The organism is Aquimarina mytili, from assembly GCF_016735115.1.
Taxonomy (GTDB): Bacteria; Bacteroidota; Bacteroidia; order Flavobacteriales; family Flavobacteriaceae; genus Aquimarina; species Aquimarina mytili.
In genome coordinates this window covers 517,277-532,708 of sequence record NZ_JAERQJ010000003.1, presented here as the reverse complement: position 1 = coordinate 532,708, position 15,432 = coordinate 517,277, and the positions used below count along the sequence as shown (strand labels likewise).

Here is a 15,432-nt window from a genome sequence, read left to right as displayed (position 1 = left end):
TTACTTATTTTTATTTGGTGTGTTTAAAATTGTTTCTAATTCTGCTTTTTTGTTGATGATGTTAAGCATAGCATTTAATACTTCATTTTGTGAAGAGTATAATTGTAATTGTGCTTGTCTTAAATCAAAGCTGGTTGCTAGGCCTTCAGAATATTTAATTTGATTCTTTTTTTCGATACGTTCGGCCAGCGTTAAATTTTGTTTTGATGTCTCAAAGTTTTCTACTGAAAGTTGATAATCACTAAGAGCAGAGTTATATTGAAGCTGTATTTCTTGTTGTGTTTTTATAAATTCTGTATTCGACTGTTCGAAAGCTATTTTGGCTTGTTGACTGCGGGCACTTCGTCTTAAAGAGCTAAAAATAGGAATGCTTAAACTTGCGCCTAAAACAGAAGACTGAAACCATCGAGTTTCGCTATCAAGAAACACAAAATCATCATCAAATGCTGCGGTGCCGTAATTAATAAATGCCGAAAGTTTAGGCAAAGCTCGACTTTTTTCTAGCTTAAACTCTAGTCTTCTTTGTTCGGTAAGAAGGTAGGCCAGTCTGTAATCTACATTATCTTCAATAACAAAAGGTGTTGCGTTTATTGATTTATCGATGTTTTTCATGGCCAGGCTATCCAAATCATCAGATAGAACGACAGTAGAGTCTACATCTATACCAATCGTAAGATTAAACATTTGTAAGGCAATTTTTTCTAATCGTTCTGCATTACTAAGCTGATTTTTGATCTGTAATAATGTAATTTGTAGTTGCTCTACATCTTCCTCTTCGGCTAAGCCATTCTCAAAGATTTTTTTGGTTTCCAGATAATTTTTTTCAAGCGTATTTACGTTGTTTTTAAGAATAGCAACACTCTCTTGTGCTACCAAAACACTGCCGTAAGCATTAATAACGCCTTTGCGCACTTCGAGTTGTACTTTTTCTTCAGAATCATTATTGAATTGTAAAAAACTCTTTGCCGCTTCAAGGCCTACTAAATATGAACCGTCAAATATCAATTGTCGTAATGTAGCTGTCGCGGATACCTGTTGCTGAGGAGTAAAAAACTCATCGAAGCCTCCGCTACCATCAAAAGCAGGAAGTAATAAAGGCTGTTGCTTTAATTGATTTTGATAATCAAGAACTCCTTCTATTTGTGGAAGACCATCTGCAGTAGTTTCCCATTTCCTTTTTAAAGCTTTAGCAACATCTTGTCTGGCATTGATAGATTGATAGCTATTCTCTAATGCAAATTCTATAGCTTCATCTAATGTAAATGAATACTTGGCATTGGCTTGAGGCTCTTGGGCTTGTATTGCGACTGTATATAACCAGCCAAAACAAATTAACCAAAGGGTGTTTCTCATATGTATTATTCTTTTATAAGATTGTTTAAAATTGTACGTCCTTTTTCTGTGGTGATTCCTAAAATGTGATACTCTAAATAATCATCCATAAGTTTTGCAACCGGAAAGATTTGATCCGGAAACATATTTTTATCCTTAATCCCGTTTGTCCCTATAAAATAGATTCTGGATATAAACTCGATATCTATATTTTTTCTAAATACACCTTTATCGATCCCTCTTTTTAGGTTGTCTACAACACAATCCTGAAAAACTTCAAATTGTTTTGATTTTAGGCCTTGATGTATTTTGGGGTAATATTTTTCTAATTGATGCAAAGGAGCTGTTTTCTCATTTTTCAGATGATGCATTACAAAAGTCTTGATTGCATATAACTCTTCAATGGGGTCTAAACTTTCTCCTAAAATGGCATTAATTCCATCATTTATTTTACAAAAAAGATGATGCGTTGTTGCTTCAACTAATTTGGTTTTATTTTGGAAATGAGCATAAATTGTTTTTTTAGAAATTCCCATTTCAGAAGCAAGATCATCCATGGTAACGCTCTTAAAACCAAAGCTCAAAAACATATCATTAGCTTTTTCAACTATTTTTTCCTTCATTATTGGGGTACTTACAATTATATTGAAGGCAAATGTACACACGGAAACTAAAAAAACAGTAAAAGTTTCCTAAGTTTTACATTTATTTAACACTGTTATATTAAAAAAGGGGATAATGTTACTTCTCTATATGTAAACTAGTACTAAGACGTATAGGGTATAAATTTTTGGACAAAAAAATGAAATTAAGATCTCAATTTTTATTTTACCTTAGCCTAAAAATTTGACTGTGCATACAATATCTGATTATCAAGGGTATTTTTTAGAATACTTATCACAAAAGAATACGACCAAAGAACCCAAAAACCTTTATGAACCCATTTCTTATATTCTGAGCCTTGGCGGAAAACGTTTACGTCCCACCCTTGTATTGATGGCAGCAGAAATTTTTGGAGGCTCTTATAAGGAAGCTTTAGATGCAGCTTTGGCGGTTGAAGTTTTTCATAATTTTTCATTAATTCATGATGATATTATGGATGATGCTCCCCTTCGCAGAGGTAAAGAAACAGTACATGAAAAGTGGGATGTTAATACAGGAATTCTCTCTGGGGATGCCATGCTTATTAATGCATATCAGCTGTTTGAGAATTATGATGGAGAAACGTTTAAAGAATTGGCAAAACTGTTTACAAAAACGGCTATTGAAGTATGCGAAGGACAACAATATGATATCGATTTTGAGACCAGGGATGATGTTACAATTCCTGAGTATATAAAAATGATTGAGTATAAAACAGCAGTTTTGGTTGGAGCAGCTTTAAAAATGGGGGCTATAGTGGCCGATGCTTCAGAAAATTGTACGGCCTCGATTTATGATTTTGGAAGGTTACTTGGGTTAGCATTTCAACTACAGGATGATTACTTAGATGCATTTGGAGATCCAAAAACATTTGGGAAACAAGTGGGAGGTGACATCATTGAGAATAAAAAAACTTTTTTATACCTTAAAGCATTAGAATTTGCGTCTGATGACGAGAAAAAACAGTTACAAGGGCTGTTTTCTCTTAATCCTGAGGATCCTACAGAAAAGATAAGTACCGTAAAGCAGTTTTTTGAAACAACAGGCGCTAAAAAAGCAACAAGAAGTGAGATTGAATTATATACTCAAAAAGCATTTTTAACACTTGATAAACTCGATATTTCTGAAGAGAAAAAATCATTGTTACGCCTTTTTGGAGAGAATTTAATGAATAGAAGTGTCTGAAGAATACCATATCACGTTAATAGATAACCTAATTACTCAGGTTAATAATTCTAATGTATATCCAGAATTACTTCGTCAACTCGAAAAGGATATCAATCGTGCGGGAATAGAATATCAAATCGATCCAAAAATTCAGATTAAAGATCTTGTTGTTGCTTTAAATGATCTACTCCTGTATAGATTACAACATGCCTTTAATGCATATCTAAATCTATTATATGCAATTGATGTATCGGAGACTGATCTCAGAAGCTTTACATCAGAAAAAGTAGAAGATATAGCGGTATATTCAACATATTTGATCTTAAAAAGAGAATGGGAAAAAGTGTCTTACAGAAATCGATTATAAAACTCAAATCGAACGCTTCTTAGAAAAATACTCTTACAAAAGGGGCATAAGCACTACCATAAATACTTTTCTGATCATCGTATAAAAGATCATACCTCAGTCCAACGCTAACAGGCCCTGTTCTGTATCCAGCACCTACAAACAAAGCGGGGTACCAATAGTCATCAGTAAATTTTTCTCCAGCAATTTTTGTTGTTCTGCTAACTCCCATTTCTTCAAACTCTGCAGAAAGCTGTAACTCTGGAAAAGGACTGAACAGCGTAATAACACTTCCGCCATAATTTGTGCTGGTGCTTTCCTGATTTAAGGCATCGTTTTCAAAACTACTGTAACCAAAGTTTAATCCTACTCCACCACCAAACCATTCATTAAACTGATAGATGGCAGCAGGAGCTATAGCGATATTTAGTCTGTTATTAGTAAAACCAACATTTAAACTTCCTCCAAATTTAATACCGGGTTCATCACTTTGAGAATATCCTTTCTGAAGTGAGAAGAATACCAAAAATAGTAAGGTTAAGACCAAAATATTTTGAGGAGTAAATACTTTCATTGTTAAATTTCTAAAAAATTATGAGATAAATATAAATATTTTGATGTTCAATATATTGTAATTGTTGTATTTTTGTAGCGTTTTGTCATAATAAAGACAATTGAATGCTTACATATGGATAAATATTCATTTTTGAATGCGGCTCATACCGCATTTTTTGCAGAGTTATATGATCAATATTTACAAAGCCCCGATAGCGTAGAGCCAAGTTGGAGGGCTTTTTTTCAAGGATTTGACTTTGGTCTGGAAAACGCTAATGGTGCAGCTGATACCATTTATGTTGAAAAAGAATCTGGTGGAACGACGGCTGTTCCTGAAAGTGTACAAAAAGAATTTCAGGTGGTTCGTTTAATAGATGCTTATAGAACCAGGGGGCATTTGTTTACCAAAACTAATCCAGTTAGAGAAAGAAGAAAATATACTCCTACACTAGCTATAGAAAATTTTGGGTTAAGTCAAGCAGATCTTAATACCGTTTTTAGTGCCGGAGAGATTATTGGGATTGGCCCTAATACGCTTAGTAATATTGTTGTTCATTTAGAGCAAATCTATTGTGATTCTATAGGTATAGAGTATATGTATATTCGTAATCCCGAAGAGCGCGAATGGATCCAGTCCAGAGTGAACTTCAATACCAATAGAACAAAATTCTCTGCAGATCAGAAAAAACACATTCTTAAAAAACTAAATCAGGCGGTTTCGTTTGAGAGTTTTTTGCATACCAAATATGTTGGGCAAAAACGATTTTCACTCGAAGGTGGGGAATCACTTATCCCAGCATTGGATGCATTGGTAGAAAAAGCAGCTGATCTGGGCGTAAAAGAATTTGTAATGGGGATGGCTCATCGTGGTCGTTTAAGTACCCTTACCAATATATTTGGAAAAAGTCCTAAAGATATTTTTAGTGAGTTTGATGGTAAAGATTATGAAGAAGCTGTTTTTGATGGAGATGTGAAATACCATTTGGGTTGGACCTCAAAACGAAAAACAGATTCTGGTAAAGATATCAACATGAATATTGCGCCTAATCCATCACATTTGGAAACTGTTGGTGCGGTAGTTGAAGGTATTACAAGAGCAAAACAAGATCGTCATTATCAAGAAAACACATCCGCAGTACTACCTATAGTAGTGCATGGTGATGCGGCTATTGCTGGTCAAGGATTAGTCTATGAAATTGTTCAAATGGCTAAGCTTGATGGATATAAAACAGGAGGAACCATACATATAGTTGTAAATAACCAAATTGGGTTTACAACAAATTATTTGGATGCAAGATCCTCTACATATTGTACTGATGTCGGTAAGGTAACCTTATCACCAGTATTGCATGTTAATGCTGATGATGCAGAGGCGGTAGTACATGCGGCTAATTTTGCATTGGATTTTAGAATGACTTTTAAGCGAGATGTGTTTATTGATTTGTTAGGGTACCGTAAATATGGTCATAATGAAGGTGATGAACCACGTTTTACACAACCAAAATTATATAAAGCGATTGCAAAACATAAAAATCCAAGAGATATCTACGCCGATAAATTAATCGCAGATGGTATTATCGATAAGGAGTATGTTACAAAACTTGAAAAAGACTATAAAGCTTCGCTTGAAGAAGAATTAGAAGATTCTCGTAAACTTGAAAAAACCATCATCACTCCATTTATGCAAGATGAATGGGCTGGTTTTGAACGAGTGCAAGAAGATGAAATGATGGAGGTGGTTGATACCACATATCCTAAAAATAAATTGACTGAAATAGCTGAAGTGATTACTAAGCTTCCTTCAGATAAGAAATTCCTTAGAAAAATTGAACGATTGATTGATCAAAGGCATAAAATGTTTTTTGAAAATGATCAACTAGATTGGGCTATGGGAGAATTATTGGCGTACGGATCTTTGTTGAAAGAAGGGTATGATGTGCGTATGAGTGGACAAGATGTAGAAAGAGGGACCTTTTCTCATAGACATGCTGTGGTTAAGGTTGAAGATAGCGAAGAAGAAGTTGTTTTACTCAATAATCTTAATGGAGATCAGGGTGATTTTTATATTTACAACTCTCTGCTTTCAGAATATGGAGTAGTAGGATTTGATTATGGGTATGCCATGGCAAGTCCAGATACACTAACGATTTGGGAAGCACAGTTTGGAGATTTTAGTAATGGAGCCCAGATCATGATGGATCAATACATTTCGTCTGCAGAGGATAAATGGAAGTTACAGAACGGGTTAGTGATGCTATTGCCACATGGTTATGAAGGGCAGGGGGCAGAACATTCTTCAGGTAGAATGGAACGTTATCTTCAGTTATGTGCCAAAGATAATATGTATGTTGCCGATGTGACTACACCTGCAAACATGTTCCATTTACTTCGTAGACAAATGAAAGCAAAATATCGTAAACCTTTAGTGGTATTTACTCCAAAAAGTTTATTGCGTCATCCAAAAGTACTTTCTTCAGTTAAAGAATTTACATCAGGAAGTTTTCAAACGGTGATCGATGATGCAGATGCCAAGGCAAAAGATGTAAAGTCATTGGTTTTTTGTACTGGTAAATTTTATTATGATCTTCTGGAAGAAAAAGAAAAACAGGGTAGAAAAGATGTAGCCTTGGTTCGTCTTGAACAGTTGTTTCCACTTCCGGTTTCAGAAATGGATAAAATTATTAAAAAATACAAAGCTGAAGATGTGGTTTGGGCGCAAGAAGAACCTCGCAATATGGGAGCTTTAAGTCATATGCTAATGCATTATGATGATGCAAAAAGTTTTAGATTTGCAAGTAGAAGGCCATATGGAGCCCCGGCTGCAGGTAGTGCAACGAGATCTAAACGAAGACATCAAGAAGTAATTGATTTTGTTTTTGACAAAACAAAAGATAATCAGAAACGATAAATAAAATAAATAACTATAAGTAACGGATTTCCAAAGGAAATTGTACAAAGGATAAATTCAGAATTATGGCTTTAGAAATGAAAGTCCCATCACCGGGAGAATCTATTACAGAAGTAGAAATAGCTCAATGGCTTGTTGAGTCTGGTGATTATGTTGAAAAAGATCAGGCAATTGCCGAGGTGGATAGTGATAAAGCAACATTAGAGTTGCCTGCCGAAGCAAGTGGTGTTATCACACTAATGGCAGAAGAAGGTGATGCTGTTGCAGTAGGACAAGTAGTTTGTCTTATTGATACCGATGCTGCAAAACCAGAAGGAGGAGATTCTAAACCTGCTCCGGTTACTGAAGCACCAAAAGCAGAAGAGAAAAAAGTAGAGACGCCTGCACCAGTTGCTCCTGTAAAAACGGAAACCTATGCTACAGGTACTGCTTCTCCGGCAGCTAAAAAGGTTCTTGCTGAAAAAGGGATTGATGCCTCTCAAGTACAGGGTACTGGTCGAGATGGTAGAATTACTAAAGCAGATGCACTAGATGCTAAACCTTCTATGGGAACTCCGGGACTTGGAGGTAGAGGAGAGTCACGCAAAAAACTATCAATGCTTCGTCGTAAAGTTGCTGAGCGTTTGGTTTCTGTGAAAAACGAAACAGCAATGCTTACTACGTTTAACGAAGTCGATATGCAACCTATCTTTGATCTTCGTAGTCAATACAAAGAAGCTTTTAAAAGTAAACATGGAGTAAGCCTTGGATTCATGTCTTTCTTTACATTGGCATGTGTACGCGCTTTACAGATGTATCCTGCAGTAAATTCAATGATTGATGGTAAAGAAATGATATCCTACGATTTTCAGGATATTAGTATTGCGGTTTCTGGACCTAAAGGGCTTATGGTACCTGTAATTAGAAATGCTGAAAACTTAAGCTTTAGAGGAGTAGAGTCTGAAGTAAAGAGATTGGCTATTAGAGCACGCGAAGGTCAAATCACAGTTGATGAAATGACTGGAGGTACGTTTACCATTACTAACGGAGGTGTATTTGGAAGTATGTTATCTACACCAATTATTAATCCACCACAAAGTGCAATTTTAGGAATGCATAATATCGTGGAGCGTCCAATTGTAAGAGATGGTCAGATTGTTGTAGCACCAATTATGTATGTTGCACTATCTTATGATCACAGAATTATCGACGGTAAAGAGTCTGTAGGATTCTTAGTAGCGGTAAAAGAAGCCTTAGAAAATCCGGTAGAACTGCTAATGGATAATAATGTAACAAGAGCTTTAGAGTTATAATAACGGGTTCTATATATGAAGTAAAAAAACCTCAACTTTATCGTTGAGGTTTTTTTATTTAGAGAAGGTAATATAAATTACATATAGTATTTAATACAATATTGCTTATATTTTTAGAGCCCCAAAGCGCCTATTCTTAAGAAAAAATGGAAAACATAGAAGACAAATTGAATGACATCATATATGAAACTCCGACGTATGAGTTGTGGGATAGTTTCTGTAAAACCATAGATGAATATGTCAACGAAGGAAATGAGATACCAGAATCTACCCTTATCTATGTAGAACAAATGTTAGATACGCTCTGGCCTTATCACTTTAGAGTAATGCCAAATAATTGGCAAAAAAAACTTGATGCTAATGAGCCTTGTCCGTATGCTTGTTTTGCTGTTTTGAGGCCTTTTTATGATGATTTTTTATTGATTAAAGCCCAAGCATATAGGACATATCAAGAAAATCCAGATTTTTATAAATCTAAAAATATGGATGCTCATGATTTGTATAACGATTTTTTAGGCAACCCATCATCATATGATGAGTATAAGATTATGGCTATTGCTGTTGATGATGATGAGCAAACATTGGCAGTTATGGTTTCTTTGGATAATGCTGATTTTTTTATCAAAATTGATAGAGTAACCAATGATCACGTCATTTTAAAAGAAATAAATAAAGAAGAGCAATGTAAATATAGTGCTTGCGAATATCTCAAAATCTGTAATAATGGATGCATTGTTGCTGTGTATCAACACACGTTAGAGAATCCTAATCAAACATGGAATGAACCACAAAAAATAGAAGTGTTTGTCTGGAAAAACGACACTCAGGTTTTTCATTATCAAAGCCAATGGTATGGAGAATTAGATAAACGTTTTTATAATAAAACTGCTATTGATGTTTCTGCAGATGAAGCATTTTTTCTTTTTTATGATCATCAAAAGAAAAGTGTAGTAAAGGTGTCATTAGATTCTTTTACAATAGAAAAAGAACATGTGCATATTACAAACAATGCTCCACCTAAATGGCCAGAGGTGATATATGCGCTTTCTGTTCTGGAGGATGACAGAAATAAATGTATAGTAGCCGATAAAAACGAAATAGTAATTAAGAATATTGATACTTGGGAAACTGTAGAGGAAATATCGGTCCCTATTCATAATGATTTTAAGAGTATTGTCTGCAAAATTTTGAATAAGAGTAATCGGTTAGTATTACTAAATCCAGTGGATGAGGATTATATCAAGTATGCTTTTTATGCAGATGATCGCTTAGAAAAAGAAAACACGACCGATTATAGTGAACATGGTATTTTGATCTATACTAAGAAAGGTAATCTTTGGAAAAAAGAAGCAGTGTTTTGTAATACTGACGATATTTATCCATTTGAGACCAATGAAAAGATAGTGCATGCTGCGCTTTTTACCGAAAATATTAATAAAGTGGTGTATTATAAACCGCAAACTCATTATGATGCCTGGGACCCTCGTTATGGGTATTCTAATTATCTGTATGTTGTAGATTTGGACACTAAAACAACACAAGAAATAGAAATCGATATCGATGCCATATGCTTTAATGAAAAAGGAGATAAGTTGTATGTTTCAAATGATGTGAATATCGGTATTTATGGATTAGATGTTTGATCATAGGGTTAACAACCAAACCAAGGAGGCTTGGTTATAGGCAAATAATTCATTTGGGGTTCCATATTTTAGGCTCATACCACCAGATTCACAAATCACAGTCTCTATACCAAATACTAGATATGATTTTGCAACTTTATTAATAAGTTTTTTATAGGTTTCTTTGGCTTCAATATCACCATTTTCAGATGTGCCTATACAATAGCTTGCCAATAGTTTACCATGCCAAGTGTTTTGCAAAGGAACTATTCTTGAAAACAAAAGTTTTTGATATGGATTTTTTTTTCGTTTTGGATGATTTTCGAGTTTTTGGATATACATGTCAATTTTTTTGAATTTTTTGAGATCAATGCCACCATGTAAATTCGCATAGCTTGAGGGTAACCCAGAATACGTAACAAGTGAAGTTACTTTTTTAGACCCGGCAACACGTTCTATATATTTTTCTTGCGCGGTTTTAAAATACCCAAAATGATCCCTAAAAGACACTCTATTGTCTGGGGTATCATAATAACCTTGCTCATACCAAGGATCTGCATAAGCGGTATAATGTTGAAAGCTATGAATTTCAGAAGTGTAGCCTCGTGGTTCGTTTAAGGGAAAATATAGTTTCCAATCCTCAAGAGCTAATAACAATATTTCTGGATACGATAAAAAGGTGGCACCCGCTTTAAAAATGGCTCTCCATTTAGAGCATTGCTCAAAGAAGGTTTCCTGTATGATGTCTTCTATAAGCTGTATATCTTTTTTTAGCTTGGGATGCTTCAGAGTAAGAGTGATGCCTTGTAATTGTTGTTCTTTTTTATCAGAGTTAAGAAGTGTGCATATATCTGTAAAATCCGACTTCATAAACGCAGGTTTTATTATAACACCATTTCATAATAAGGTATAATGGTAGTATACCCTTTTTTTCTGAAATAATCCATATCTGCCTTTTTTCCTGTAGCTAATACAAAATCACCACCCCAACCACCAAGGCTTTTAATACTTCTAGGGTAATCAGAAAATAATCGAGATTTTACTGTTTCAGTTTTTATGATTTTAGATATGATTTCTTCGTGAGTATTTAGTAATTCTTCAAACTCTTCTATTGAAGAACAATCGATTAGTTTATAAGTAATTTCTGAAACCGACTTTGCTGCAGTATCAAAATCTTTTAGAGGCAAGGATTGATAATGTTTAATAGATGCCTTGCTATCTTGTTTTTGGTTTAAATACACAAAAAATAAGTACTCTTTAAAAGACGGGTCAAAATTTATTTCCTTAAGTATTGGTTTTCCTTCGGTACGTTTATATAGTATAGGTAATTCATGCTGGGCTGCAGCAATATCATATCCACTACCGCCAAAACTTTTTTCTAATAATAGAAAAGCATCAACTTTTGCCCATTGAGCTATATTATTAATTAAGGTAGAAGAGGATCCGAGTCCCCATTCGCGATCAAACTCTAATCGAGTTTCTATAGCATATCCTTTTTCTGAAGACAAAAAATTTGGATTCAATTTCTTGGCTTCGGTTAAAATTTCGAGTAACGTTTCGGTAATTCCCAATCCTTCTTCATCACTTAAAACAGGTTGCTCGGTATTTTCTGTTTCTGCTGTAATTTCTAAAGGGAGGTTGATTTTTGTATCGAACCAAATATGGCCTTCGTGATCAAAACTTTTCCACTCTATGCAATTGCTATCATTCTCTTCAATAAATAACCATTGTCCTTTTTTTGTAGGTAATGCCAAAGCTTCTACGCTGTCTAATACAAGATATTCTGCTGTAAGCAATAATTTACCGTGACTATAAAAGGACTTTTTCATGATTGCTTTATGCTCTTAATTTTTCAATTTGAGTTACCACTTCACTATGAGTAACGGTATTGGTCTTAAAATATTCAACAAGTTGTTCTTTTTCTTGGTCCGTAGCATTAAATTGATTCAGGATATTCATCAAATGCATTTTCATATGGCCTTGTTGAATTCCTGTGGTGATTAATGAATTTATTGCTGCAAAGTTTTGTGCAAGCCCTGCTACGGCAGTGATTTCCATTAGTTTTTTTGCATTAGGTTTCCCAAGAAGTTGTAAAGCTAGTTTTACTAAAGGGTGTAACGATGTTAAACCACCAACAGTACCTAAGGCTAACGGGATTTCAATAGTGAAGATAAATCGATCATCTTTAATTTCGGCATGAGTAAGGCTTTTGTATTTTCCGTCTTTTGCAGCATAGGCATGTGCACCCGCTTCGATAGCTCTAAAATCATTCCCAGTGGCCAAAACTACGGCATCGATACCATTCATGATACCTTTATTGTGTGTAACAGCCCTATAAGGTTCGACTTCGGCAATGCGAACAGCTCGCACAAATTTTTTGGCATACTGCTGTGATGATAATTGATCTGTGTTGGGTAATTCGTCTATAGCGCAAGAAACTTCAGCTCTAACAATACATTGAGGAACATAATTAGAGAGAATACTCATAATAATCTCAATATTTTTTTCTGTTTCAGAAAAGCCATTGTATTGTTTAGCCTTGGTAACTAATGTTTTTGCAAACTGTTCAAGACAAGAATTGATAAAGTTGGCTCCCATTGCATCTGCCGTTTCAAAAGTGCAATGCAATTGATAGTAATTGTCGATCTCGGCCGTTTTGTCTCTAAGTTCTATTTCTTGTACTCCACCACCTCGTTTTTCCATATTTCTGGTAATCGAAGATACCGATTGTAATAGATCAGGTTTTACGCTTGTAAAAAACTGGGCTAGTTTCTTATAGCTTCCAGTATAGGTAAAATGCACTTGTCCAACTTTTACCGTAGAGAGTACTTCTGCTTTAAAACCACCACGATTTTGCCAAAACTTTGCAGCTTTACTCGCTGCAGCAACTACCGAGCTTTCTTCGATAGTCATAGGTAAAGTGTATCGGGTGTTGTTAATCAAAAAGTTTGGTGCAACCGAAAATGGAAGGTAATAGTTGGAAATTGTGTTTTCTGTAAATTCATCATGAAGTTGCTGTAAGCTATCATCAGAATTCCAGTAGGTGGTTAATGTATTTGTAGCAGTTGCGTCATTACTAAAATGATGCTCTGCTAACCATTTGATTTTATCTGCTTTAGAGAGTTTAGAAAACCCAGAAACTACCGGTGCCATTATGTATTTTATTGTTGATGCTTCAAAGATACTATTCTGTTTTATCATTTACATACTCAAAAAGCCGATTCAGATCATTTTTGTGAATCGATAATTTAAACGTTGATTGATGATTTGATAAAAAATATTGCTTTACTATTGGAGTTTTTATTGTATTTAACATCAATTGTTGTATTTTTCACGGATTTTTTAGTATTCTTGGCGTTAACAATTTTTAAAATATGATATGAAGATTACAAAATTGTTTTTTGGATTTATAGTATTTATTGGGCTTCTAACTACTGCCCAAGACAAAGCTTTTACTCTTGAAGAGATATGGGGAGGAGCTTTTAGAACAGAAAATTTGCAATCATTGCATTCTATGAAAAACGGAACGCAATATTCTGTTTTAGAAAAAGATAAAGTCTCTGGAGCAACCAATATTGAAGTGTATAATTATGAGACGGGAGAAAAGGCAAAAACGTTGATAAGCTCTTCTTCTATTGAAGGGTTAGATTCGTTTCAGGGATATGCTTTTAGCAAAGACGAAAATAGAATTTTACTATCTAGTGAGATGGAACAAATATATCGTCGTTCTTCGAGAGGGATATATCATATTTATGATGTTCCTTCTAATGGTGTGTTTAAGGTGAGCGAAAAGAAAATTCAATCTCCAATGTTATCGCCAGATGGTAATAAGATTGCATATGTTCAGGATAACAATATTTATATGTTAAACTTTGTCACCGGTCAAGAGATTCAGTTAACCGATGACGGAAAGAAAAACGAAATTATTAATGGGATTACAGACTGGGTATACGAAGAAGAATTTTCTTTTGTAAGAGCTTTTGACTGGAGTGCGGATAGTAATAAAATTGCCTTTTTAAGATTTGACGAAAAAGAAGTTCCTGAATTTTCTATGGATGTTTATGGTAAAGCATTGTATCAAAAACAAGATGTTTTTAAATACCCTAAGGCAGGAGAAAAAAATGCAAAAGTGTCATTGTTTATAGCAGATATCAATGCAATGGCCTTAGATCAGGTCAAACTTGGAGAGTATAAGGATTTTTATATTCCAAGAATTAAATGGACAGCAAATCCAGATATTTTGAGTGTACAAGTAATGAACAGACATCAAAATAATCTGGATTTAATTTTTGTAGACGCTAAGACAAAAACTCCAAAAGTAGTACTTAATGAAAAAGATGAAGCCTATATCGATATTACCGATAATCTAACATTTTTAGAAGATAATAGCTTTATCTGGACTAGCGAAAAAGATGGGTACAATCATATTTACCACTATGCAACTACTGGTGAGTTGATTAATCAAGTAACCAAAGGTAATTGGGAAGTTACGCAGTACTATGGATATGATAAAAAAAATAAAAAGGTATTGTATCAAAGTGTTGAGAACGGAAACATTAATCGCGATGTTTATGCGATAACCCTGGATGGAAAAGATAAGAAGAGATTAAGCACTAAAGAAGGTATTAATGATGCAGAGTTTAGTGCTGACTTTAGTTTATATATTAATTATTTCTCAAATGCTACAACTCCATATGAGTATACATTGAATAATGGGACTACTGGTAAAGTGATTAGAGAAATCAAAAACAATAAAACTCTATTAGATAATCTGGCGCAATATGATGTGCGGCCTAAAGAGTTTTCTACAATAGAAGTTAATGGTGAAACATTAAACATGTGGATGATCAAACCAAAAGATTTTGATCCCAAGAAAAAATACCCATTGTTTATGTATCAATATTCTGGGCCTGGATCTCAGATGGTAAAAAACTCATGGCACAGAGCTAATGATTATTGGTACATGATGCTTGCACAACAAGGTTATATTGTTGCTTGTATAGATGGAAAAGGCACAGGTTTTAAAGGAGCTAAATTTAAAAAAGCAACACAAAATGACCTCGGAAACTTAGAGGTGCAAGATCAAATTGCAGCAGCAAAACAATTGGGAGCATTAGAGTATATTGATGCTGCCAGAATTGGAATTTGGGGATGGAGTTATGGAGGATTTATGTCTAGTAACTGCCTGTTTAAAGCACCAAACACATTTAAAATGGCAATCGCCGTGGCTCCGGTAACCAGTTGGAGGTTTTATGATACTATTTATACGGAACGATATTTGATGACTCCACAGGAGAATGCAAAGGGATACGATAGCAATTCACCGATTAATTTTGTAGATGGATTAAAAGGTAAATTTTTATTAGTACATGGTAGTGCAGATGATAATGTTCATGTGCAAAATACGATGCAATTAGTCGAAGCTCTGGTACAAGCCAATAAAGATTTTGATTGGGCCATTTACCCGGATAAAAATCATGGAATTTATGGAGGTAATACCCGATTACACTTATATAATAAAATGACAAACTTCATTAAAGAGAACTTATAATTAATTAAACAAACATA

12 protein-coding genes are annotated in these 15,432 nt (G+C 34.4%); 6 read left to right on the top strand and 6 right to left on the bottom strand.

What is annotated here, in order from left to right; translation table 11 throughout:
- Together JJQ60_RS09725 and JJQ60_RS09720 are read right to left on the bottom strand one after the other, a co-directional pair.
- Positions 1-1,353, bottom strand: coding sequence for a TolC family protein (locus tag JJQ60_RS09725; RefSeq protein ID WP_201919125.1), 1,353 nt, complete (start codon positions 1,351-1,353; stop codon positions 1-3).
- Positions 1,354-1,358: 5 nt separating this feature from the next.
- Positions 1,359-1,955, bottom strand: coding sequence for a TetR/AcrR family transcriptional regulator (locus JJQ60_RS09720; protein WP_201919123.1), 597 nt, complete (start codon positions 1,953-1,955; stop codon positions 1,359-1,361).
- 229 nt (positions 1,956-2,184) lie between these two features.
- On the opposite strand from JJQ60_RS09720, the gene JJQ60_RS09715 reads away from it, so the two are divergent.
- Both JJQ60_RS09715 and JJQ60_RS09710 read left to right on the top strand, forming a co-directional pair.
- Entirely contained in the window at positions 2,185-3,159 is a 975-nt protein-coding gene (locus JJQ60_RS09715; RefSeq protein ID WP_201919121.1) for a polyprenyl synthetase family protein, read from the top strand.
- A complete protein-coding gene (locus JJQ60_RS09710; protein ID WP_201919119.1) occupies positions 3,152-3,508 on the top strand; it encodes a hypothetical protein in 357 nt (118 codons plus the stop codon). Before JJQ60_RS09715 ends, JJQ60_RS09710 begins: the two co-directional genes overlap by 8 nt.
- A gap of 19 nt (positions 3,509-3,527) precedes the next feature.
- Here JJQ60_RS09710 and JJQ60_RS09705 read toward each other — a convergent pair whose 3' ends face one another.
- Positions 3,528-4,061 (bottom strand): alpha-ketoglutarate decarboxylase, encoded by a 534-nt coding sequence (locus tag JJQ60_RS09705; protein ID WP_201919117.1) that lies wholly within the window; start codon positions 4,059-4,061, stop codon positions 3,528-3,530.
- A gap of 114 nt (positions 4,062-4,175) precedes the next feature.
- On the opposite strand from JJQ60_RS09705, the gene JJQ60_RS09700 reads away from it, so the two are divergent.
- From JJQ60_RS09700 to JJQ60_RS09690, 3 genes are all read left to right on the top strand, one after another.
- Positions 4,176-6,950 carry a 2-oxoglutarate dehydrogenase E1 component gene (locus JJQ60_RS09700; RefSeq protein WP_201919116.1) on the top strand — a complete coding sequence of 925 codons (2,775 nt, stop codon included), beginning with the start codon at positions 4,176-4,178 and terminating at the stop codon, positions 6,948-6,950.
- 65 nt (positions 6,951-7,015) lie between these two features.
- A complete protein-coding gene (gene odhB / locus JJQ60_RS09695) occupies positions 7,016-8,242 on the top strand; it encodes a 2-oxoglutarate dehydrogenase complex dihydrolipoyllysine-residue succinyltransferase (protein WP_201919114.1) in 1,227 nt (408 codons plus the stop codon).
- 146 nt (positions 8,243-8,388) lie between these two features.
- On the top strand, positions 8,389-9,885 hold the full coding sequence (locus JJQ60_RS09690) for a hypothetical protein (protein WP_201919112.1): 1,497 nt from the start codon (positions 8,389-8,391) through the stop codon (positions 9,883-9,885).
- Here the strand turns inward: JJQ60_RS09690 and JJQ60_RS09685 are convergent, their stop codons facing one another.
- From JJQ60_RS09685 to JJQ60_RS09675, 3 genes are read right to left on the bottom strand one after another with little or no spacing between them, the layout of a single operon-like run.
- Complete coding sequence (locus JJQ60_RS09685) at positions 9,886-10,734, bottom strand: hypothetical protein (RefSeq protein ID WP_201919110.1); 849 nt, start codon at positions 10,732-10,734, stop codon at positions 9,886-9,888.
- A 14-nt stretch (positions 10,735-10,748) separates the two neighbouring features.
- A complete protein-coding gene (locus JJQ60_RS09680) occupies positions 10,749-11,693 on the bottom strand; it encodes a GYDIA family GHMP kinase (protein ID WP_201919108.1) in 945 nt (314 codons plus the stop codon).
- 7 nt (positions 11,694-11,700) lie between these two features.
- A complete protein-coding gene (locus JJQ60_RS09675) occupies positions 11,701-13,065 on the bottom strand; it encodes a hydroxymethylglutaryl-CoA reductase, degradative (RefSeq protein ID WP_201919107.1) in 1,365 nt (454 codons plus the stop codon).
- Between the two features lie 178 nt (positions 13,066-13,243).
- Here JJQ60_RS09675 and JJQ60_RS09670 point away from each other — a divergent pair, with 178 nt between their 5' ends.
- Positions 13,244-15,415 (top strand): S9 family peptidase, encoded by a 2,172-nt coding sequence (locus JJQ60_RS09670; protein ID WP_201919105.1) that lies wholly within the window; start codon positions 13,244-13,246, stop codon positions 15,413-15,415.
- Positions 15,416-15,432: the final 17 nt, after the last annotated feature.

Excerpts from the sequence above, each read along its gene's own strand:
- JJQ60_RS09725 (WP_201919125.1), bottom strand. The coding sequence starts at position 1,353 with ATGAGAAACACCCTTTGGTTAATTTGTTTTGGCTGGTTATATACAGTC.
- JJQ60_RS09720 (WP_201919123.1), bottom strand. The coding sequence starts at position 1,955 with ATGAAGGAAAAAATAGTTGAAAAAGCTAATGATATGTTTTTGAGCTTT.
- JJQ60_RS09705 (WP_201919117.1), bottom strand. The coding sequence starts at position 4,061 with ATGAAAGTATTTACTCCTCAAAATATTTTGGTCTTAACCTTACTATTT.
- JJQ60_RS09700 (WP_201919116.1), top strand. The coding sequence starts at position 4,176 with ATGGATAAATATTCATTTTTGAATGCGGCTCATACCGCATTTTTTGCA.
- odhB (WP_201919114.1), top strand. The coding sequence starts at position 7,016 with ATGGCTTTAGAAATGAAAGTCCCATCACCGGGAGAATCTATTACAGAA.
- JJQ60_RS09690 (WP_201919112.1), top strand. The coding sequence starts at position 8,389 with ATGGAAAACATAGAAGACAAATTGAATGACATCATATATGAAACTCCG.
- JJQ60_RS09685 (WP_201919110.1), bottom strand. The coding sequence starts at position 10,734 with ATGAAGTCGGATTTTACAGATATATGCACACTTCTTAACTCTGATAAA.
- JJQ60_RS09680 (WP_201919108.1), bottom strand. The coding sequence starts at position 11,693 with ATGAAAAAGTCCTTTTATAGTCACGGTAAATTATTGCTTACAGCAGAA.
- JJQ60_RS09675 (WP_201919107.1), bottom strand. The coding sequence starts at position 13,065 with ATGATAAAACAGAATAGTATCTTTGAAGCATCAACAATAAAATACATA.
- JJQ60_RS09670 (WP_201919105.1), top strand. The coding sequence starts at position 13,244 with ATGAAGATTACAAAATTGTTTTTTGGATTTATAGTATTTATTGGGCTT.